This window comes from Chryseobacterium sp. AC417 (assembly GCF_979258215.1).
In genome coordinates, this window is sequence record NZ_OZ409845.1 from 344,562 (window position 1) to 364,556 (window position 19,995).

Consider the following 19,995-nt stretch of genomic DNA (forward strand, 5'->3'; position numbering starts at 1 on the left):
CTTTGGGTGATGAGAAAAAACTGGAGCATTTTGTCAGACCAATGCTCGCAAAACTTTCTGAAAAACCATTTGACCATGAAGATTGGATTTTCGAAATTAAATGGGACGGTTACCGTGCCGTTGCCGATTTAAGCAAAAAACAACCTCAATTTTACTCCAGAAACGGAATCTCATTTCTTTCAAAATTCGATTCCATCACTGAAGATTTTAGTGCTCAAAAACACAGGATGATTTTGGATGGTGAAATTGTGGCCTTTGATGAAAATGGAAAACCAAGTTTTCAGATGCTTCAACAAATCGGAGATAATCCTGATCTCGCTTTAGTGTATCAGGTTTTCGACCTGCTTTGGCTCAATGGTCATTCTACTGAAGAACTTCCGCTTTTACAAAGAAAAGAACTTCTGAAAGACGCTTTAGTAGAAACTGATGTCATTAAATACTGTGACCATATTTCGGAAAAAGGTATTGATTTTTTTGATCAGATGAAGGAAATGCAACTCGAAGGAATGATCGCCAAAAAAGCTGACAGCCAATATATTGAAAACAGCAGAAGTACAGATTGGCTTAAAATAAAATTCACCAACACAGAAGAAGTTATCATTTGTGGATTCACAGAGCCACGAGGCTCGCGGGAAGGTTTTGGAGCACTGATTTTAGGAAAATACATTGATGAAAAACTCACTTATTCCGGACACACAGGAACAGGATTTAACAACGAATCTTTACACTCGCTTCATCAAAGACTTCTAAAGTTAGTGACGGAAAACTCTCCCTTTGAAGAGATACCTAAAACAAATATGCCGGTAACCTGGATAAAACCGGAATTAGTATGCGAAATAAAATACTCTGAAATTACCAAAGACGGTATTTTCCGTCATCCCGTTTTTGTTGCAATACGCGAAGACAAAAACCCTGAAGAAGTAAACGTAAAACCTAAAGAAATGAAAGCTAAGAATCTACCCAAAAAAAATGAAATCTCTGAAAATGATACAGAAATTACATTGAACCGACATAAGGTAAAACTTACCAATCAGAACAAAATTTATTTTCCGAAAGATGACGTTACAAAAGGGGAAATTATAGATTATTATCAATCTGTCGCAGATTATATTTTGCCTCACTTGAAAAATCGTCCGTTATCTCTCAATCGTTTTCCGAACGGAATAGATCATCAGGGCTTTTATCAAAAAGATGCGAGTGACAACATTCCTGAATGGATAAAAACGACAGAGGTTTACTCAGAATCTAATGATAAGTACATTGATTATATTTACTGTAATGACAAAGCAACTTTAGCATATCTGAATAATTTGGGCTGCATCGATCTTAATCCCTGGAACAGCTCACTTCCCGATTTGGACCATCCTGATTTTATGGTTTTAGATCTTGACCCCTCAAAGAAAAATAGTTTTGATGATGTGATTGAAACGGCTTTACAAGTGAATGAGGTTTTAAATTCCATCAAGATTAATGGGTATTGCAAGACTTCAGGAAGTACGGGAATTCACGTTTACATTCCGATGGGCGGAAAATACGATTTTGATCAGGTGAAAGATTTTGCCTATATTCTCATGAAACAAGTCAATGAAAAACTGCCGAAAATCACCACTCTAGAAAGAAGTTTACAGAAAAGAGATGATAAGAAAATCTACCTGGATTATCTTCAAAACAGAACCGGACAAACTTTGGCAAGTGTTTACAGTATAAGACCAAAAGAAGGAGCTTCTGTCTCAATGCCTTTAGAATGGGATGAAGTAAAAAAAGGTTTGAAACCGACCTATTACAACATTCATAATGCTCTGGAAAGAATTAAAGAAAAGGGAGATTTGTTTAAACCTGTTTTAGGAAAAGGAATTGATATGATGAAGGCGCTGGAATTGTTGCAGGATAGTGAATAAATTGTATTTTTAGTGATTTAAATAATAATCATGACGGAAGACATTATAATTAACCTAAAATTTAACGAAAACATTGAAAGAGATAATCAAAATTTTTATTTCAAATATGTATGGAAAAAGGCTTTTAAGTCCTGGATTAAAATTATAGTATTTACTGTGGTATTTTTATTCTTAGGCTTCTATCCGATAGAAAACTTTGATACAAATTTACTCTATTACATTATAAAATATATGGGAATTTTTCTTAGTGGATATTGCTTTATTTTAATCTACCAGTATTTTGCTTCAAAGAAGAAATTTAAAAATGAAGTTGAAAGTATCATTGCTGAGTACAAAGAAACAGATCAAATTTCTTATATAGGGATGAATGATAAAGAAATTGAATTTAAAAATCCTTTTAACACAATTAGCTCAGTTTGGGGAAAAACATCATTTTTATTACAAGATAATTATCTACTAATTAATCCTATATCAAACTTACATTTCATTATTAACAAAAATGAAGTAAAAAGCGATGAATTTGAAATAATTTATAAATTTCTACAAAAACATTCTAAACCAAAGTCTTAAGGCAACTTCGCCACCAAATTCTCAGGTAAAATTTTCAAAATTAAATAAATCAGTTTCCATTTAAAATTGGGAACTATGGTGAAAGAATTTCCGGCATTGACGATGTGCTTTGCAACATAATCAGGTTCCATCAGAAGATTTTTATTCAATTCTAAACCTGTATTTATTTTTGTATTGATATAGCCACTAATTAAAACGTTGACTTTAATATTTCTTTGAGCCAGCTCCTGTCTTAAACCAGCCAAATAGGTAGTAAAAGCAGCTTTTGTACTGCCATACACAAAATTGCTTTTTCTTCCTCGAACACCTGAAAGCGAAGACAATCCGACAATTCTTTCTAAATTTTTATTGTTTTCGTCCGTAGCAATAATATTCAGAACAGAAACTGCTCCCATATAGTTGACGGTCATCATTTGTTGAGTAGCATTAAAATCATTTAGCGCATCTGAATTTTCAACTAAAAATCCGGCAGCGTAAACAACAATATGAGGTTTTGTAGGAAGTTCATTATAAAATCTTTGATGTGAATCAAAATCTGCTGCATCAAAACGCAAAACTGTAATCAGCGAAACTAAATTGTTTTTAATGGTAAATTCATTCAGAGCATCCGTATTTCTGGAAGCTGCAATAACCTCAAAACCTCTTTCGATATATTGTAAAATACACTGTTTGGCAACATCGGAATTGGCTCCGAGAATAAGAACTGTTTTATTTGTGTTTTGATTCATCGGGCAAAGATATTTTTTAAAGATAAGTTTAGCAAATCTCGGAAATGATTAAGCACAAAATTCACATTTTTTTCACAGATAAGTACGAATATTTTACCAGCCTCTTTTAATTTATGTCTGAAAACCTTAACTAATAGGAGCGACTTTAATTATAAAGAAATTTTTAAAAGTTGTTTTTTCGTCCCTTTTCTCCCGATGAAGAAGGTAGAATTTCCTGCAATTGCACCATTTGAAACCATAAAAGGAACTTCATTATCTTCATCATCCAATATTTCCTGATAATCAAAATCTCCGTTTTCATTAATCTTGATAACATTGAGGTTAGATCTTCTGGTATTTGTCTGCCCAAACTGTATTCTGTCATTGCTGAGTTTCCTTACTTTCTCGCCTGTATTGATAAAAAAGTAAGCATCATTCGCCAATGCAGTTGAAGTGTAAGAAATATAAGATTCGTCATTGTCGGTTTTCTGTCTTTTATTAATGTTTCTAGCCCAAACAATCTCGCCATTTTTATTTATTCTCGCACTTACGATATCGTCATAATGATAAATTGTCTGAGAAGATCCGCCGCCATAAGGTCCTGTAAAAGTGGAGACCGTTAAATAAAATTCTTCTGCATTAAAAATAATATCTCCGTTGGAAGTTGTAATTATTTTTCTGAAAGATAAATTCTTAAGTTCTTTATCTTTGTCTTTTCCATATTTATCTACAATAAATTGCTCGGTAAACGGATTGTATTTCACCTTTTTAATTTCCAAAGTCATCGGGTTCAGTTCATAATAGCAAATTCCTTTAAATCTCCTATCTTTTCTGTCTGAATAAAATCCGAGACAAACCAAACGGTCATCCAAAACAATAGTTTTTAATGAAGCTGCAAAATGTTCTTCAGAGTCAAAAACCTGCGTTTTTACATTTTCTCCCGATATACTTGTGAGCTCGTACTGATATTTACCACCTTCTTTTTTCTTTTGCTGTTCCTCGGTATATACTTTTCCTAAGACATAAATAGTTTTTCCGTCTCGCGAAACATCTATGTTTTCATAAACGAATTTCCTGTCTTTGATGTCTCTTTTAAAGGTATAATCTAAATTCTTCTTTAGCGATTGATCAAAAACAAACATTTTGTGTGTTTCTAAATTTCTGTCTTTAATATCCACCGTCACTGCAAAAGCCGTACGATCTTCATTTACAATCATTCTTGGCACCGGAATCACGATCAAAAACTCCGAAGCCAAGAAATGCAAATTGTCTTATTTCGTCACTATCCACACGGAACAATTGAGTTTTTTTGAAATTAAAATCATTAATACTGGATGAAATTGAAGAGCAAATGTATGCCTTCTGATCTTTTTCGTATATAAAGTCGATAATGTGAACTTTTTCGCCATCCATGATGATTCCCAAAACCGAACTTTGTCTTACTGCTTTTGAATATTTAATTTCATATTCAAATTCTTTAATAAGCTTTAAATCAGAGTCATAATGCTCAAAATAATATCCGAATCCTGTGGAAAAAGTACCCCCGTAATAAGATCTTACAATAACAACTCCGCCTTTTCCGTCATCTTCTGCAAGTACGATTGTTGAATTTTTATATTCGTCTTTAAACAGAGCACTTTTTTTAATCTCAAACGGAATTTTCTGGGCAAAAGAAAAAAGGCTTAATAAGATCAAAGTAAAGCAGAATAGATTTTTTTTCATGGTCTTGTTAGTTTGTTTTTAAATTGATTTTGTAAAGATATTTTTTTACGGAGAAGTTCAACCATATTTCTTGCTTGTATTTGAATAAACTTAAATTAATTCAAATGCTTTAAATCTTAATGTAACAATAGCGTGAAAACAATCGGCGCGGTGACCTTTGGTCACCGCGCCGATACGTATATTATTTAAAACCAAAAAATTATTTCTTTTCAGTCTCGATCACTTCTTTTTTATCAGCAGTTGCTGGAGCTTTATCACCAAATCTTGCTGCTGTAAACTCTCTTGAAATCGCTGCTTTTTCAAATTTTAATTTTCCGGATAAAGTTTCAATAACAACTCCATCTTCCTGAATCTGAGAAATTCTTCCGTGAAGACCAGATGTAAGAACGACTCTGCTTCCTACTTTCAATTCTTCCTGAAATTTTTTCTCTTGCTTCTGCTTTTTCATCTGAGGTCTGATCATCAGGAAATAAAACCCAACAAACATTACACCCATCATGATCAGCATCATTGGAGAAGATCCTCCTGCAGGTGCTGCCTGTAAAAATACTGTTAACATATTTAATTATTTAGGTTGAATGTTCGCATTGAACGTTAGCTTGATCGGAGCTTTTTCTACGTTTGCAAAAACGTCTGCATATTTCTGAACAGCACCGTCAAAACTTGCTGAATCAAAACTTAAAGTGATTTTTCCTGTTTTACCCGGTAAAATCGGTTCTTTTGTGAATTCCGGCGCGGTACATCCACATCCAGGTTTTACTTCAGAAATAATCAGAGGATTTTTCCCGGTATTGGTAATTTCGTATACGTGGCTTACTTTGTCTCCTTTTTTGATGTTTCCAAAATCATAATTGCTTTGAGACAGAGCAACAGTCGTTAATGGTTGATTAGATACCGGCGCATCAGCTGGAGCTCCTGTTACAGCAGTTGTATTTGCTGGAGTGCTGTTCATTGCAGAATCTGCTGCGGGTGCCATTTGAGATGTAGAATCAGTACTAAGCGTTTCAGCATTCTGCACTTCTTTGTTTTCTTCTTTTTTACAAGAAACCAACCCAAATCCTATTACTGATAAAGCGATAATTGATAGCGTCTTTTTCATTTTTAATTTTTTATATTCTGTTTAAATCTTTACAATATTTATCTAAAATTCCGTTGATGAATATATTTGAACGGTCTGTTGCAAATACTTTAGCGATCTCAATATATTCGTTAATGATAACTCTTGAAGGAGTAAGCGGGAAATTATCAAGCTCAGCGATTGCAATTGTTAAAATTACTTTATCCATCAATCCTACTCTATCCAGATCCCAGTTTTCTAATCTCTCAGAAAGTTTTTTCTCATTACCTTCCCAATTGTTTAGCGTATCTCTCAATAATTTTCCGGCGAAGTTTTTATCTTCTTCATCTTTAATCATTTTGATTAATGTATGGCTGTCTTCGTTTTCTTTGATAAAACCAATCGTTTTCTGTACCATTGAATTGGCAATATGAATGTCATCAGACCAGGAAAGTTCTCTATCTCCTACATAATCATGAAAATCTTCATTTTCAGCAACATATCTTAAAAATAATTTGCCTATAAACTTCTGGTCTTCTTCAAAAGAATATTCTTCTTCTTTCATGAAATCCTGATAACGCTTTCCTGAAGTCATTCTTTGAAAAGTTCTCACCAAAAAATCATCATGCAAATCCCATTTCAATTCTTTGTGCTGACCGGAAAAGTAGAGTCTTTCGGGATTTTCTTCCAGCTTTATCAAAACCTGATTGTTGATAAATTTTTGATTGGGATTAATATCAGAATCCGTTTTTATATATTTATTCTTACCGATTTCCATTTGATTTTCTGCAAGATTTTTTAGGGCAACTAAAAAATTGAGTTCAAGCACATACAGATTATAGATTTTCTCTATACTAGAGAACATGTTTTTCTCTAAAACATCAAACTTTATTGGATTTTGGTAGTATGAATATACATTTTCTACTACTTTCTCACGGATTTGTCTTCTTCCTAACATTCAAAGAGCTTTTTATGGGTGCAAAGATATGAAATTTAAAGTTTATGAAATTCTTAGTCTCTATCAATTTTTGTAATTTTGCAAAACTTTATGAAAGCACTGAAAACTCTGAACCCTTATTTTTGGAAGCACAAAATACTATTGTTTTGGGGGTTATTATTCATCATCGCAAGCAACTTTTTTAATATTTATAAAGTACAGTTTGTAGGAAAATCCGTAGATGAACTGACCCATCAGGGAAATCTAGGTTTTAACAAGCAGGTTTTGATTTACGTTGCCATCATCGTCGGATGTTCACTTTTGACGGGTCTTTTTACTTTCATGATGAGACAGACGATTATCGTTGCATCAAGAAGAATAGAATACGAGCTGAAAAATAAAATCTACAGACATTATCAGGATTTATCTTTAACTGATTACAAAACCACCACAACCGGAGATCTAATGAATCGTCTGAGCGAAGACGTTGTGGCAGTAAGAATGTATTTGGGACCAGGAGTAATGTATGTTGTAAACCTGATCATTTTATTGATAATTACTTGTATTTATATGTTAAAAACGGATGTGTCGATGACCGTCTGGACTTTACTTCCTCTTCCTGTTCTTTCGTATATTATTTTTAAAGTAAGCTCGATTATCAATAAAAAATCGAAGATCATGCAGAAGAGCCAGTCTGGTATATCTACTTTTGTACAAGACAGCTTTTCAGGAATTCGTGTTGTGAAATTTTTCGCAAAAGAAAATTATATTAAAAAAAATTACAGCGAAAAAGTAACTGATTATCAGGACAAAGCTTTAGATTTAGCAAAAACAGAAGCCTACTTCTTTACAATAATTTTATTTGTAATTGGTCTGTTAAATGTTGCTATTATTTTAATCGGCGGACAAAAATATATTGCAGGAGAACTGAGTGTAGGAAAAATTGCCGATTTTTTCATGTATATCAATATCCTGATCTGGCCATTTTCTATGGTGGGTTGGGTAACATCCATCAATCAGCGGGCGGAAGCTTCTATGCAGAGAATCAATGAATTTTTAGATAAAAAATCTGAAGTCATTAATAAAAACTTTGAAAAATATCCAATACAAGGAAAGATAGAGTTTAAAAATGTGTCCTATGTTTACCCAAATACAGGTATTAAAGCTTTGGATAATTTGAGTTTTACCATTGATGCAGGACAGTCATTAGCGATTATGGGGAAAACAGGAAGTGGAAAATCAACAGTTGCACTGCTTCTCTGCCGTTTAATCGATCCGACAGAAGGTGAAATTTTGATTGACGGTAAAAATCTTAAAGATCATAATCTTCATAATTATAGAGATTTTATAGGTTATATTCCGCAGGAAAGTTATTTATTTTCTGATTCTATTGAGCATAATATTGGTTTTTCAATCGACAACCCTACTCATGAAAAAGTAGTTGAATATTCTAAAATTGCTGATGTTCATAAAAACATTGTGGATTTTAAGGAAGGTTACAAAACAATGGTTGGAGAACGCGGGGTAATGCTTTCTGGAGGTCAGAAACAAAGGATTTGCATCGCCAGAGCTTTAATTAAAAATCCTAAAATCATAATTTTTGATGATTCGCTTTCGGCATTAGATACCGAAACGGAACAGAATATCTTAGAAAACATCGACAAAAAAATCCAAAATTCTACTTCAATCATTATTACTCACAGAGAGTCGAGCGCTCAAAGGGCAGATAAAATTATTAATCTTACCGAAATTACCAATTCTGTAACTGCTTAGCAGATTCTTTTGGAATTGTTAAATAAATCATAAAAAAAATTTTGTGATTAAAAGAAATATTTTATATTTGTTCTTAACAAGATTAAAAAAAATATCGAATAATGAGTGATTACAAGGAACGCCATGAGAATGAAATTTTCACGAAGGTGTTAAAAGCAGGAAGAAGAACGTATTTCTTTGATGTGCGCGAGACTAAAGCAGGAGATTATTATCTTACAATTACCGAAAGCAAAAAGAATTTCGGGGAGAATGGAGAGGCTACATTCGAGAAACATAAAATTTATCTCTACAAAGAAGATTTTAAAAGTTTTCAGGAGATGTTTAATGAATCTACAGATTTTATCATTAATGAAAAAGGCGAAGATGTGATATCGGAAAAACATGATAAAGATTTCAAAGGCAGAACCTACACTATTGAATCTGACGAGGAAGTTTAATCTACAAGCTCAACCAATTATATAAAAAATTACAAGCATCTTTTAAGATGCTTTTTTTGCATAAAAAAAACACATTTTCAAAAGAAAATGTGTTCTATATGGGGTGAATGAGGGGTCTCGAACCCCCGACCTCCGGAACCACAATCCGGCGCTCTAACCAACTGAGCTACAATCACCGTTTCGTGGGTGCAAATATAGAAATTTTATTTTACTTACAAAACAATTCCTTCAAAATTTTTCAAAGCCAGTAATTTTTCTGTGGTAAAGCCTTCTGCAAAGGCAACACCAGATAATCTGCCGAGATCCTGAGCTCTGTAAGTAAGGCTTTCATAAAAGTCTTTGGTTGCAATTGGAGTCACAGGTTCTTTAGATGTAGGGTCATAAAATTGGGTTTTAAATGCCATACAGGCTTCCAATTTCTTTTCAAGATGTTCTGATATATCAATGACGAATTCCGGCTTAATATCTTTCCACTGAATGTAGTGGAAAATCTGCTTTGGTCTCCAAACATCTTGGCTTTCATTGTTAACGATTGTTTCGATTTTTCTTAAACCTGATAAGAAGCAGGCATCAGACACTAATTTCGCAGCTTTAGCATGATCGGGATGTCTGTCATCAATTGCATTTGCTAAAACAATTTCCGGACGGTATTTGCGTATCATTTTTACAATTTCTAATTGGTATTCTTCAGAGTTTACTAGGAAACCATCTTTCATACCTAAATTTTCTCTTGCAGACACTCCAAGAATTTTAGCCGCTTCAGTTGCTTCTTCTTTTCTTGTCTCATCTGTACCACGTGTTCCCAGCTCACCTTTGGTAAGATCAACAATTACACAGGTTTTTCCTTCAGAAATTAATTTTACTATTGTTCCGCCGCAACCTAATTCTACATCATCCGGATGAGCACCAAATGCAAGTATATCTGTTTTCATATGATTCAATTATTTTAAAAGAAATTAAGACAAATAAGTATAGAACTTACTTTGTTTATCATATCTCAATTTTTGATATTTTCAAAGATAAGATTTAAAATAAAAACTTCCCAAACATGAAGTATGGGAAGTTGAAATGTATTATTTAAAAATCAAATTACTTATTGATTTCTGTATTTAATTTTACTGCATCCTGGTAAGTAGGATCTAACTGTAAAGACTTAGCAACATAATCTTTTGCTTTTGCTGCATCAGAATCTTTAGACAAGTAAGCAACCGCAAAGTATGCATAAGCCAAAGTCTGCTTGTTAGCTTCTACTTCAGCAGGTTTTACAGTAGCAATATACTTCTCGTAAGCTATTTTTGCTGCATCATTATTAGTTGCTTGCTGGTAAGCATAACCTAAACTGTAGTATGCAGGAGCCCAATCTGGTAAGATGGTACTCATTTTTTGCCACGTTAGGATCGCACCATTCCAGTTTTTAACATCCTGATATGCAGTCGCCAATTTATATAATGCATCCGAATCCTGAGCATTTGCAGCAACTTGTTTTTTCAACGCTTCGATCTGAGGATTTGTAGGACCCGCATCAACAGCAGATTGAGAAGCACCTCCTCCTGCAATTTTCACAAGTTCCATATCCCATTTCATTGTCTCATCTTTAGCTGCTTTTGCAATAGCAACTTTTTGTTGAGCTTCAGCAGTTAAAGCTGTCTTTTTGGCAGGATCAGTTTCGGTTTTAGCCAAACCAGCTGCGATCAAACCTTGTAAACCCTGGTCAGCAGGCTGTACTCTTGATTTTTCAGCCTTAGAAATGAAAGTATCCATATTCTGTTTAGCTTCAGCATATTGTCCGTCTGCAAAATTTACATAAGATCTTAATTTGAATTTAATTGGATCTTCAACTTTATCAAAAATCTTATCTAGAATAGCCTTTGAATTCGCATAATCTTCATTTGTAAAATACAATTTTGCAATTTCCAATTGTGTGTAAGGATCTTCATCAGCATATTTTGAATAATTAATCAAATCCTGAGTTGCTTTTGCATTTTCCTGGTATTTGATATTATATGCCGCTAATGCTTTATATGCAGGTGCATAAGTCGGGTCTGTTGAGATCGCCTTTTCAATGCTTGTTTTAGCCTGTTGCCATTGCTGAGCAGCCATCCAAAGTGTTCCGATTCTTGTATACACCGAAGCTTTGTTTTTTGCTAATGGTAACGCTTTATCGTAAGCAGTCATGGCATCACCAGGAATTTTCTTTAATCTGTATGCATCACCTAAAGTATAGTAATAGTTTGCAGGTACTTCTTTTCTGGCAGCCCTTTCGATTGCCTTATTCAAAAACTGAATGGCCAAATCTGGAGAGTTGTTTTTTTCAAATAGAGTTAAAGCTTCCGCAGCTCTAAAAAGAACTTCAGCATCTTTTTCTCTAGAATCAGTCACTACTTTTTGAATTTCCGCAATAGCACTTTTATCTCCTTTTCCAAGTTTAACTGTAGCTAACCCAAGTTGATTTAAGTAACTCTTACGATCAGCAGTAAGACCTTTGTTGAAGCTTTCTGTAGCTTTCGCAAAGTCGGGTTCTGCTTGTCTTAAATATGTATTTCCTAAATAGAAATAATTTTCTGCACTAGGATCTTTAGCGATCATCTGAGTGAAGTTATTTTTTGCCTGAGCAAATTTATCACTATCGATGCTGATAATACCATCTTGTAACGTTTGTGCAATCGTAAAATTGCTAAAAAATACAACCGCTGCTCCAAGAGCAATCTTCTTTACATTCATAATCATTATATCTTTCATTATATATTTTCTAATTGAACTATACCAATCCACAATTTTCAGACCAAAATAAGTGAATAAATTGGGAATGGGATTAATTTAATATTATTTAACGCATTTGGACTTCTCGCCTGTATATATTATAAGGCTGTAATCCTTCTTTCTGTACAATCATTTGACCTAATTGTGTACAAGAATATCTTATAAAACCATTGGCGATGTTGAAATTCCCTTCATTTGCCAAGAAATACAAAACTCTGGTGAACGGATATTTCATTTCTCTCATACCATCAAAATCTGCAGAATATAGTTTGCCATTGGATTCTACAGGTAAGATTTTAATTAAATCTCTTAACTTTTCAGCATTTTTATCATAAGGTCTGCTCATAGTATTAAGACCTACAACACCGATTTTATTCGGATACTTATTAAGTTCTTCGATTACATTTGCGCTTCCTGGAATTATTGAATATTTTAGATCTCTCGGAAGCTTTTTCAATTTTTGTGCTACAAAATTTAAATTACTTGAGTTTGCGCCATCAAAAATAAAATTTTTCTCTTCAGATTGCATTCCTTCAGCAATTTCTTTCATTGTGATACTTGTCTTCTCAGAATTTTTCGGAACTACAAAAACAACTGCATCTGCTGCAAACTTTGCCGGCAAGTATTTTAAATCTACCTGCTCCTCGTAAGCTTTGATTTCTTCTTGAGATAATTCTTTAGACATCACCACGATTCGGGCTTTGTTATTGAGTAAATCTAAAAAGCCTAAATCTTCTTTTTTGGTAACAACCTTGATCTTTGTTTCAGGATAATTAATCATATAACCATCAGCCAATGCTTCGGTAACACTCTTAAATGATTCATCAGTCAAAATTGTCATATCCCCTTTATGATATGAAGGAGATTTATCTTCTTTTTTTGAGCAACTTATAAGTGCTGAAAATAAAACTAATAGGATTAATTTGAAACTATTCATCATCAATATTTTTAATTTTTGAAACAGCTCTGTATATTCTGAATATACCGTATAAAATAACCACAACCCCAAGTGGATAGGCTACAGCGGGTTCCAAAATAGTAAAAAAGAATTTGTAAACGATAATTACAATTCCTAAAACAATATAAAACAATCCCGTAATTAGGGATAACCAATTGAACATCATATAACAAAAGTATTAAAAAAAATAAAAAGAGAAGCATAAGCTTCTCTTTTTAAGATATTATTTGAGAATATATTATCCGTCAAAATTCATTTTTACAGGAAAACGGAACCTAGATCGAACTGGTTGACCATTCACTTTTCCAGGAATCCATTTTGTTTTAATACTTTTAACAGCTCGTTCAGCCTCACTGTTAAAATCTTTATTAGATCCTGAAGCTTTAACCTGGCTCAAAGTACCATCTCTTTCTACAACGAAAGTGATCTCAGTACTTAAAGCTCCTTCAGCCTCTACTGAAGATGAGTCAAAACTGTTCATGAACTTATTCCTAAAACCATTAAGACCACCTGAGCTAAAATCAGCAGCCTGATCTACAGATTCATAAACATCATTAGAAACCTGTGGCTTAACCTCAGCGGTAGAAGCTTTAGTTCCTGTAGATGGTGGTGGTGGTGGCGGGGTATAAGCCGGAGCTTTTACACCTTCCTGAGATGTTAATCCAGTTTGTGTTTCTAATTGCTTAGAAATTGGTGGCGGTGGAGTCTCAATTTTTGGAGCCTTCACCGGTTCAGGAACAACATTCTGAATAATTTCAATCTTCTCTTCTTCCTTTGGTGGAGGTGGTGGAGGTGGTTCATCTGGCTTTACCTCTTCTATAATAGGATCATCTTCCAATATTTCCACTAGATCTGCATTCACCTCTTGTGGAGGTGGTTCATTCATTCTTTGGATGGTAAGATATATAAAAGGGCTTAAAGCAGCTAACAAGAATAATGATGTACCAATGATAAAAGACTTCGTCAGCAATCTAGGATACTGAGTTCTGATATCATATGCACCATAACTTTTATTTCTATTTTCAAATACAATCTCGTCTAATGAAAGATTCTGACTATACGCATTTTCATCTGCCATTGTAATTCAAATTTAATAATTAAACTACTTTGTTGCAGGAGCAGCACCAGCTGGGTTTCCTACTTTTCTGTCATAAATAGCTTTTTCCCAAGGCTTAAGATCGGTAACACCGTACTGTTCGCTTTTTGTAATGGCCATTTCGTCTAGAATATCTACAAAGTTTTTATACACTGCATCGTCTGTAGGCTTGATAATCACTGTAAATTTAGTTTTATCTGCAGCCTTAGTTTTTGCTTGCTCGATTATCTTTCTGATTCCTTCTCTATCAAAAGTAGTTTCGTTAAGATTTTGATCAGTTAAAGATGAATTATCTTCCTGATGCCAGAAAATCTTATTGTCCTTACCTAATAATAAAGAAATTGAATTTGAAAGTTTAATTTCTGTTGGGGGTGGTTTAATTGCGTCATCTTTCGGTTTGGCCGGAAGACCAAGATCCATAACGTTTGGTTTGCTAAATGTCGTTGTAAACATAAAGAACGTAATCAATAGAAAACCCAAATCCACCATTGGAGTCATATCAACTCTGGTACTCTGTTTTTTGGAACGTACCTTGCCGCCTTTGGCGCCTTTTTCCTGTACTTGTACTTCTGCCATTTCTAAATGATATTATTCATTAGGTCTACCTTCTTGTGACGTTATCAACCAAAATTTAAGAAAATCAATATCTCTTAAACCCTCAAATAAACTTTTAACTTTAGGATATTCAGTAGTCACGTCACCTTTGATTGCTAATTTGTAATCAGGATTAACGCTTAAACTTTGCTCTACCCAGTCAACTAATTGTTTATTAGTACTATCCATTGGAATCCCAGTAGGACTCTTAAAATTTTTCTGCTCATCCTCCGGCAGGGATAAATAGCTTTTCAGCTGGTTCATAGGAACCCCGATTGCCTGAACTCTCTGAAATGCGACTTTTTGATTGTTATCAAAAGTCACACCGTACTTCTGCCCCATTTTATCTAAAAGTTGCAGCCTTTCTGATCCGTTTTCTACCGGTTGGAAATAAAATTTCCCATCCGGAGTTGCATTAATCGTCATAAGACTAGCATCAGGAAGTAATTTTTCTGAGATTGAAGATGGCGGCTTAATCTGCTCCACGTCAGGTTTTTTAAACTGAGTGGTCAATATAAAGAATGTAAGCAGTAGGAATGCAACGTCACACATTGCCGTCATATCCGTAACTACCCCATGTCTTTTTGGTTTGACTCTCGCCATTATTTTATTTTGTTTTTAATTAAACTTCATTTTACAACGCAAATATCTTGCTACAAATTCTTAGTTGAATTCTGCAAAAGACTGCTGGATGCTCATAGCGATCTCATCGATCTTGTAAGTCAATCCGTCAATTTTAGATGTAAAATAATTGTAAAGCATAATTGCAATTGCAGAAGTACCAATACCTAAAGCCGTGTTGATCAATGCTTCAGAGATACCTGTAGAAAGTGCAGCTGCATCTGGAGTACCACCACCAGAACCTAATGCGAAGAACGCCTTGATCATCCCGATTACTGTTCCAAGTAGTGCAATTAATGTAGCAACTGTACCTAGAGTAGAAAGAATCATCATGTTTTTTTCAAGCATTGGCATCTCAAGAGTTGTAGCCTCCTCGATCGCTTTGTTCAAAGCAACCATTTTCTGTTCTTTGTTTAACGTAGTATCATTAGATAAAGCCTTGTAAGTGGTAAGACCTTCTTTTACTACATTACCTACAGAACCTTCTTGTCTGTCGCACTCTTCTAAAGCTTCGTCAACTCTGTTTTGGTTTAGTAAACTTCTAACTTTCACTACGAAGTTATCTAAGTTACCTTTTCCAGCAGCTTTGCTAAGAATGAAATATCTTTCGAAAGAGAAAACGATTACCGTAATCATGAAAGTAATCAAGATTGGTACAATGATCCCTCCTTTGTAGATAATTCCTAAGAATGACTCTGGGTGAATGTCTTTCCCTTCAACACTTGAAAAAGCAACAGAACCACTTCCTAGTTTATCTGCATCTTTAAAGTTTCCTGGGTTACCAAGAACGAATAAATAAATACAAATTCCTATAACTAATAGAATAGGAATAATTACAGCCGGGTTTAAACCTCCTGCTTTTTTAGCAACTACTTGCTCATCATTTTTTGAAACATTCATTTCCATATTTAACTAAATTATATTGTTTAAAAATTTTAAAGTTGTAAAATAAAGGCAAAATAACTTAAAATGCAATAGTCTTAAATAAACATTTTGTCTTTTTTTGATAAGAAAAAATTAATACGATTCCGATATTGTAATTATATTCAAAATTATTACTGATTTTTATCATTAATTGAGAATACATTAAAAAATCAAAAAATTTAAGGGCATTAATTTTTGAAATTACCAATGTTAATTTTAAATTAAATTACTATGTTAACAATACGATGTGGCACTACGATAATCTTTTTCGGCGTTTTGCCTTCTAAAATCTCTATCATTTTGTCATTTTGAAGCACTAAAGCTTCTACATCTTTTGCAGAAAGTTGAGCAGAAAGTGAAATTTTAAACTTCATCTTACCATTTACACTTACCGGATAACTAATTTCGTCTTCTACAAGGTAATCTTCATTCAGAATCGGAAATTTTTCAAACTCTATAGATTCTTTATGACCTAGCAAATTCCATACCTCTTCGCAAATATGCGGAGCATACGGGGAGATTATAACGGCTAAAGGTTCTAAAATATTGCGTTTGTTGCATTTTAATTTCTGTAACTCGTTCACTGCTATCATAAATGACGAAACTGAAGTATTGAAAGAAAAATTTTCAATATCTGAAACCACCTTCTTGATAAGGGTATGCAGAATTTTATATTCCTCTTTTGTAGGCTCTTCATCAGAAACTTCAAAACTATCACCGTTGAAATACAGATTCCAGAATTTCTTCAGGAAACCATAAACTCCACTTAATCCTTGCGTATTCCAAGGCTTAGATTGCTCTAACGGACCTAAAAACATTTCATACAATCTTAAACCGTCTGCTCCGTATTCTTCACAGATGTCATCTGGGTTGACAACATTGTATTTTGATTTGGACATTTTTTCTACTTCTCGCTCGCAAATGTATTTTCCATCTTCTAAAATAAATTCTGAGTCTGCGTAATCTGGTCTCCAAGTTTTGAAAGCTTCCGTATCTAATTCGTCAGAAGTTCCTTTTAATAAAGACACATCAGTGTGAAGCTTGGTAATAGAAGCTCTAAATTCGAATCCTGATTTAAGATTATCTTCAAAATTAACAAATTTCAAATCAGGATATTTATTTTTAATCCAATTATCTATAATAAGATTATTAACATCTCCATATTCATCTGATTGAATATTATCATATACTTTTTTTGGAAGTCCCAAGAATACAGGACGAGGACAATCGACAGCAATAACTCTTTCTTCACCAAAATCCTCTTCTGCAGAATTTCGATAACTAATTTCTATCCAAACCCCATAAACAAAAGCACTCATCCCCAAAATCATCCCCTGATTGATCAATTTCTGGAAAGGCTCATCTTTAGTAATATATCCTCTGTCTTTCAAAAACATATTCCAGAAACGAGAATACAGTAAGTGACCAGTTGCGTGTTCGCTACCTCCAATATACAAATCTACCTGTCCCCAATAATCTGACAATTCTTTATTAGCAAAAACATCATCGTTATTCGGATCCATGTATCTCAGAAAATACCAAGAGCTTCCTGCCCAACCCGGCATTGTAGATAATTCTAAAGGAAATACCGTTTTATCATCAATCAAATCGGTATCAACCACCTTCTGATTCGCTTCATCCCAGGCAAATGTTTTCGCATTTCCTAATGGTGGATCTCCGTCTTCTGTCGGTAAATATTTTTCAACTTCGGGAAGTTCCAACGGTAAAGCAGAACCTGATAAGGTGTAAGGCATTCCATCTTTATAATAGATAGGAACCGGCTCTCCCCAATAACGCTGTCTGGAGAAAATAGCATCACGCTGTCTGTAATTGGTAGTTCCGTGACCAATTCCTTTCTTTTCAATAGCATCAATTATCAATGCTTTTGCCTCGTCATAGTTTAATCCGTTTAAGAAATCAGAATTTACGCAAACGCTGGTTTTAGAATCAAAAGATTTTTCCTGAACGTCTTCGTCAGTTTCTACAACTTTTTTTATTTCTAAATTAAATTTCTTTGCAAATCTGTGATCACGCTCATCGTGTGCAGGAACAGCCATTACAGCTCCCGTTCCGTAACCCATCAATACGTAATCTGAAATATAGATCGGCATCTTTTCGTTACTGAAAGGATTGATCGCATAACTTCCCGTGAAAGCTCCTGAAACGTTTTTCACATCAGACATTCGATCACGTTCGGTTTTCTTTGAAGTTTCTTCTATATACGTGTCTACTTCAACTTTTTGTTCTGCAGTTGTAATATTTTCAACCAAAGGATTTTCAGGAGCTAATACCATAAATGTTGCTCCGAAAATGGTGTCAGGTCTTGTTGTGAAAACCTCAACTATTTCATCATGATCATCAACTAAAAATTTCAGCTGCGCTCCCTGTGATTTTCCGATCCAGTATTCCTGGGAATCTTTCAAAGGTTGAGGCCAGTCAAGAGTTTTTAAACCTTGCAATAACCTTTCAGAGTATGCAGAAATTCTCATACTCCACTGCATCATTTTTTTCTGATAAACAGGAAAACCACCTCTCTCAGATTTTCCGTCTTTTACCTCATCGTTTGCCAGAACTGTTCCTAAAGCAGGGCACCAGTTGACAGTCGTTTCTGCTCTGTACGCCAAACGGTAATTTAATAAGATATCTTCTCTGTCAATTTCCGAAGCTTCTTTCCATTCTTCTGCAGTGAAATTTAATTCGTCGTTTTGATTGGCATTTAAATTTTCTGTACCCTTTTCTTCAAAATGCTTAGCCAAAGTTTCGATAGATTCTGCCTTATCGGTATTTTTATTATACCAAGAGTGGAACAGCTGAATAAAAATCCATTGGGTCCATTTATAATAAGAAGCGTCGGAAGTTCTCACCTCTCTGCTCCAGTCAAAAGAAAAACCAATTTTTCTTAGCTGTTCTTCGTATCTCGTGATATTCTGTTCTGTTGTAATGGCAGGATGCGTTCCTGTTTGTATGGCATACTGTTCTGCCGGAAGCCCGAAAGAATCGTAACCAACTGGATGCAAAACATTGAAACCCTGATGTCTTTTATATCTCGCATAAATATCTGACGCAATGTATCCAAGAGGATGACCTACGTGAAGCCCCGCTCCGGAAGGATACGGAAACATATCAAGAACGTAAAATTTTGGTTTGTCTGTGTTATTGGAAGTTTTATAGGTTTGATTGTCCTCCCAGTATTTCTGCCACTTTTTTTCTATCTGCTGATGATCGTAAAACACTTTTATAATGGATGTTAGATGTTAGACTTTAGATATCGGACAAAAAGTTCCTTATCTAGATTCACAAAAATAATGATTTTAAAAGAAATGGAAATTTAATTTTCAATTATATTACACATATGTTGTAAACAAAAAATCTCATCCGAAGATGAGATCTGTATTTATATTTCTGAATTTTGCTATTATTGAGCTATTCTTTTAAAAGTATAGGTTCTCGCCTTGTAAACTGTAGGATCTGTAGTGTCTTCAATCTTCAAGTTCAAAGTTTCTGCATTCAAATCAACGATTTTTCCTTTTTCAGTAACTACTGTTCCCTGATATTTGATTTCAAAATTTTTCTCAGTTTTATTATAAACATAGCTAAAGTTACGTTCGCTGGTGACAGAACATACTAGAGGATTTCCAGCTTCATTTTTGTCTGTTCTTTTACCTGAATTATTTTCATTAAATACCCAACGAGATTCTTGCTGACAAGTTGTGTAGGTAATTTCATCAGAAAACCCAACACCGTCTAGATCAACCTCAGTTCTCACTTCAGCTACCGGCTTCCAGGTTCCTACGATGGGAAACTCTTGTACAGCCACTTCGTCATCGTTACATGCTGTAGTTGCAACCATTAATGATAAACCTGCAAATATTAATGCTAATTTCTTCATAGATCAAATTTTTCAAGGCATAAAATTATGATTTTTTATTAAAATTCCACTA

The 19,995-nt window shown here is 34.1% G+C and carries 20 protein-coding genes and 1 tRNA gene; 4 read left to right on the forward strand and 17 right to left on the reverse strand.

The features are described 5' to 3' along the window. Positions 1–2: 2 nt before the first annotated feature. A complete protein-coding gene (ligD, locus tag ACZZ9T_RS01670) occupies positions 3–1,898 on the forward strand; it encodes a DNA ligase D (protein WP_463440657.1) in 1,896 nt (631 codons plus the stop codon). A 30-nt stretch (positions 1,899–1,928) separates the two neighbouring features. Next, entirely contained in the window at positions 1,929–2,468 is a 540-nt protein-coding gene (locus tag ACZZ9T_RS01675) for a hypothetical protein (RefSeq protein ID WP_463440658.1), read from the forward strand. Here ACZZ9T_RS01675 and ACZZ9T_RS01680 read toward each other — a convergent pair. The 6 genes from ACZZ9T_RS01680 to nusB form a co-directional block, all read right to left on the reverse strand. Next, on the reverse strand, positions 2,465–3,196 hold the full coding sequence (locus tag ACZZ9T_RS01680; protein WP_463440659.1) for an SDR family NAD(P)-dependent oxidoreductase: 732 nt from the start codon (positions 3,194–3,196) through the stop codon (positions 2,465–2,467). The two genes, ACZZ9T_RS01675 and ACZZ9T_RS01680, sit on opposite strands and share 4 nt — an antisense overlap. Positions 3,197–3,345: 149 nt before the next feature. Then, a complete protein-coding gene (locus ACZZ9T_RS01685; RefSeq protein WP_463440660.1) occupies positions 3,346–4,392 on the reverse strand; it encodes a hypothetical protein in 1,047 nt (348 codons plus the stop codon). Then, positions 4,379–4,897 (reverse strand): hypothetical protein, encoded by a 519-nt coding sequence (locus ACZZ9T_RS01690; RefSeq protein ID WP_463440661.1) that lies wholly within the window; start codon positions 4,895–4,897, stop codon positions 4,379–4,381. The genes ACZZ9T_RS01685 and ACZZ9T_RS01690 overlap by 14 nt, the downstream gene beginning before the upstream one ends. Before the next feature lie 199 nt (positions 4,898–5,096). Further along, positions 5,097–5,456 carry a preprotein translocase subunit YajC gene (yajC, locus tag ACZZ9T_RS01695; RefSeq protein ID WP_463429691.1) on the reverse strand — a complete coding sequence of 120 codons (360 nt, stop codon included), beginning with the start codon at positions 5,454–5,456 and terminating at the stop codon, positions 5,097–5,099. A gap of 6 nt (positions 5,457–5,462) precedes the next feature. Further along, positions 5,463–5,996, reverse strand: a complete 534-nt coding sequence (locus ACZZ9T_RS01700; RefSeq protein ID WP_463440662.1) for a DUF1573 domain-containing protein — start codon at positions 5,994–5,996, stop codon at positions 5,463–5,465. A gap of 10 nt (positions 5,997–6,006) precedes the next feature. Next, complete coding sequence (gene nusB, locus ACZZ9T_RS01705) at positions 6,007–6,912, reverse strand: transcription antitermination factor NusB (protein WP_463440663.1); 906 nt, start codon at positions 6,910–6,912, stop codon at positions 6,007–6,009. A 90-nt stretch (positions 6,913–7,002) separates the two neighbouring features. Here nusB and ACZZ9T_RS01710 point away from each other — a divergent pair, with 90 nt between their 5' ends. Beyond that, positions 7,003–8,664 (forward strand): ABC transporter ATP-binding protein, encoded by a 1,662-nt coding sequence (locus ACZZ9T_RS01710; RefSeq protein ID WP_463440664.1) that lies wholly within the window; start codon positions 7,003–7,005, stop codon positions 8,662–8,664. Between the two features lie 101 nt (positions 8,665–8,765). Beyond that, complete coding sequence (locus ACZZ9T_RS01715) at positions 8,766–9,101, forward strand: DUF3276 family protein (RefSeq protein WP_463429695.1); 336 nt, start codon at positions 8,766–8,768, stop codon at positions 9,099–9,101. Between the two features lie 99 nt (positions 9,102–9,200). On the opposite strand, the gene ACZZ9T_RS01720 is transcribed toward ACZZ9T_RS01715, so the two are convergent. From ACZZ9T_RS01720 to ACZZ9T_RS01770, 11 genes are all read right to left on the reverse strand, one after another. Then, positions 9,201–9,277 (reverse strand) — tRNA-His (locus ACZZ9T_RS01720). A gap of 36 nt (positions 9,278–9,313) precedes the next feature. After that, positions 9,314–10,033, reverse strand: a complete 720-nt coding sequence (gene bshB1 / locus ACZZ9T_RS01725) for a bacillithiol biosynthesis deacetylase BshB1 (RefSeq protein ID WP_463429696.1) — start codon at positions 10,031–10,033, stop codon at positions 9,314–9,316. 157 nt (positions 10,034–10,190) lie between these two features. After that, positions 10,191–11,840, reverse strand: coding sequence for a tetratricopeptide repeat protein (locus ACZZ9T_RS01730; RefSeq protein ID WP_463429697.1), 1,650 nt, complete (start codon positions 11,838–11,840; stop codon positions 10,191–10,193). A gap of 88 nt (positions 11,841–11,928) precedes the next feature. Further along, entirely contained in the window at positions 11,929–12,801 is an 873-nt protein-coding gene (locus ACZZ9T_RS01735; protein ID WP_463440665.1) for a PstS family phosphate ABC transporter substrate-binding protein, read from the reverse strand. Further along, on the reverse strand, positions 12,791–12,985 hold the full coding sequence (locus tag ACZZ9T_RS01740) for a C4-dicarboxylate ABC transporter (protein WP_463429699.1): 195 nt from the start codon (positions 12,983–12,985) through the stop codon (positions 12,791–12,793). The genes ACZZ9T_RS01735 and ACZZ9T_RS01740 overlap by 11 nt, the downstream gene beginning before the upstream one ends. Before the next feature lie 72 nt (positions 12,986–13,057). Beyond that, a complete protein-coding gene (locus ACZZ9T_RS01745) occupies positions 13,058–13,897 on the reverse strand; it encodes an energy transducer TonB (protein WP_463440666.1) in 840 nt (279 codons plus the stop codon). A 24-nt stretch (positions 13,898–13,921) separates the two neighbouring features. Further along, a complete protein-coding gene (locus tag ACZZ9T_RS01750) occupies positions 13,922–14,491 on the reverse strand; it encodes an ExbD/TolR family protein (RefSeq protein WP_463440667.1) in 570 nt (189 codons plus the stop codon). 12 nt (positions 14,492–14,503) lie between these two features. After that, complete coding sequence (locus ACZZ9T_RS01755; protein ID WP_463440668.1) at positions 14,504–15,112, reverse strand: ExbD/TolR family protein; 609 nt, start codon at positions 15,110–15,112, stop codon at positions 14,504–14,506. 60 nt (positions 15,113–15,172) lie between these two features. Further along, positions 15,173–16,036 carry a MotA/TolQ/ExbB proton channel family protein gene (locus tag ACZZ9T_RS01760; protein WP_463429703.1) on the reverse strand — a complete coding sequence of 288 codons (864 nt, stop codon included), beginning with the start codon at positions 16,034–16,036 and terminating at the stop codon, positions 15,173–15,175. 239 nt (positions 16,037–16,275) lie between these two features. Beyond that, entirely contained in the window at positions 16,276–19,287 is a 3,012-nt protein-coding gene (locus ACZZ9T_RS01765; protein ID WP_463440669.1) for a leucine--tRNA ligase, read from the reverse strand. Positions 19,288–19,469: 182 nt separating this feature from the next. Continuing rightward, positions 19,470–19,943, reverse strand: coding sequence for a lipocalin family protein (locus ACZZ9T_RS01770; RefSeq protein WP_463429706.1), 474 nt, complete (start codon positions 19,941–19,943; stop codon positions 19,470–19,472). Positions 19,944–19,995 lie beyond the last annotated feature (52 nt).

Excerpts from the sequence above, each read along its gene's own strand:
- ACZZ9T_RS01675 (WP_463440658.1), top strand. The coding sequence starts at position 1,929 with ATGACGGAAGACATTATAATTAACCTAAAATTTAACGAAAACATTGAA.
- ACZZ9T_RS01680 (WP_463440659.1), bottom strand. The coding sequence starts at position 3,196 with ATGAATCAAAACACAAATAAAACAGTTCTTATTCTCGGAGCCAATTCC.
- ACZZ9T_RS01685 (WP_463440660.1), bottom strand. The coding sequence starts at position 4,392 with ATGATTGTAAATGAAGATCGTACGGCTTTTGCAGTGACGGTGGATATT.
- ACZZ9T_RS01690 (WP_463440661.1), bottom strand. The coding sequence starts at position 4,897 with ATGAAAAAAAATCTATTCTGCTTTACTTTGATCTTATTAAGCCTTTTT.
- yajC (WP_463429691.1), bottom strand. The coding sequence starts at position 5,456 with ATGTTAACAGTATTTTTACAGGCAGCACCTGCAGGAGGATCTTCTCCA.
- ACZZ9T_RS01700 (WP_463440662.1), bottom strand. The coding sequence starts at position 5,996 with ATGAAAAAGACGCTATCAATTATCGCTTTATCAGTAATAGGATTTGGG.
- nusB (WP_463440663.1), bottom strand. The coding sequence starts at position 6,912 with ATGTTAGGAAGAAGACAAATCCGTGAGAAAGTAGTAGAAAATGTATAT.
- ACZZ9T_RS01710 (WP_463440664.1), top strand. The coding sequence starts at position 7,003 with ATGAAAGCACTGAAAACTCTGAACCCTTATTTTTGGAAGCACAAAATA.
- ACZZ9T_RS01715 (WP_463429695.1), top strand. The coding sequence starts at position 8,766 with ATGAGTGATTACAAGGAACGCCATGAGAATGAAATTTTCACGAAGGTG.
- bshB1 (WP_463429696.1), bottom strand. The coding sequence starts at position 10,033 with ATGAAAACAGATATACTTGCATTTGGTGCTCATCCGGATGATGTAGAA.
- ACZZ9T_RS01730 (WP_463429697.1), bottom strand. The coding sequence starts at position 11,840 with ATGAAAGATATAATGATTATGAATGTAAAGAAGATTGCTCTTGGAGCA.
- ACZZ9T_RS01735 (WP_463440665.1), bottom strand. The coding sequence starts at position 12,801 with ATGATGAATAGTTTCAAATTAATCCTATTAGTTTTATTTTCAGCACTT.
- ACZZ9T_RS01740 (WP_463429699.1), bottom strand. The coding sequence starts at position 12,985 with ATGATGTTCAATTGGTTATCCCTAATTACGGGATTGTTTTATATTGTT.
- ACZZ9T_RS01745 (WP_463440666.1), bottom strand. The coding sequence starts at position 13,897 with ATGGCAGATGAAAATGCGTATAGTCAGAATCTTTCATTAGACGAGATT.
- ACZZ9T_RS01750 (WP_463440667.1), bottom strand. The coding sequence starts at position 14,491 with ATGGCAGAAGTACAAGTACAGGAAAAAGGCGCCAAAGGCGGCAAGGTA.
- ACZZ9T_RS01755 (WP_463440668.1), bottom strand. The coding sequence starts at position 15,112 with ATGGCGAGAGTCAAACCAAAAAGACATGGGGTAGTTACGGATATGACG.
- ACZZ9T_RS01760 (WP_463429703.1), bottom strand. The coding sequence starts at position 16,036 with ATGGAAATGAATGTTTCAAAAAATGATGAGCAAGTAGTTGCTAAAAAA.
- ACZZ9T_RS01770 (WP_463429706.1), bottom strand. The coding sequence starts at position 19,943 with ATGAAGAAATTAGCATTAATATTTGCAGGTTTATCATTAATGGTTGCA.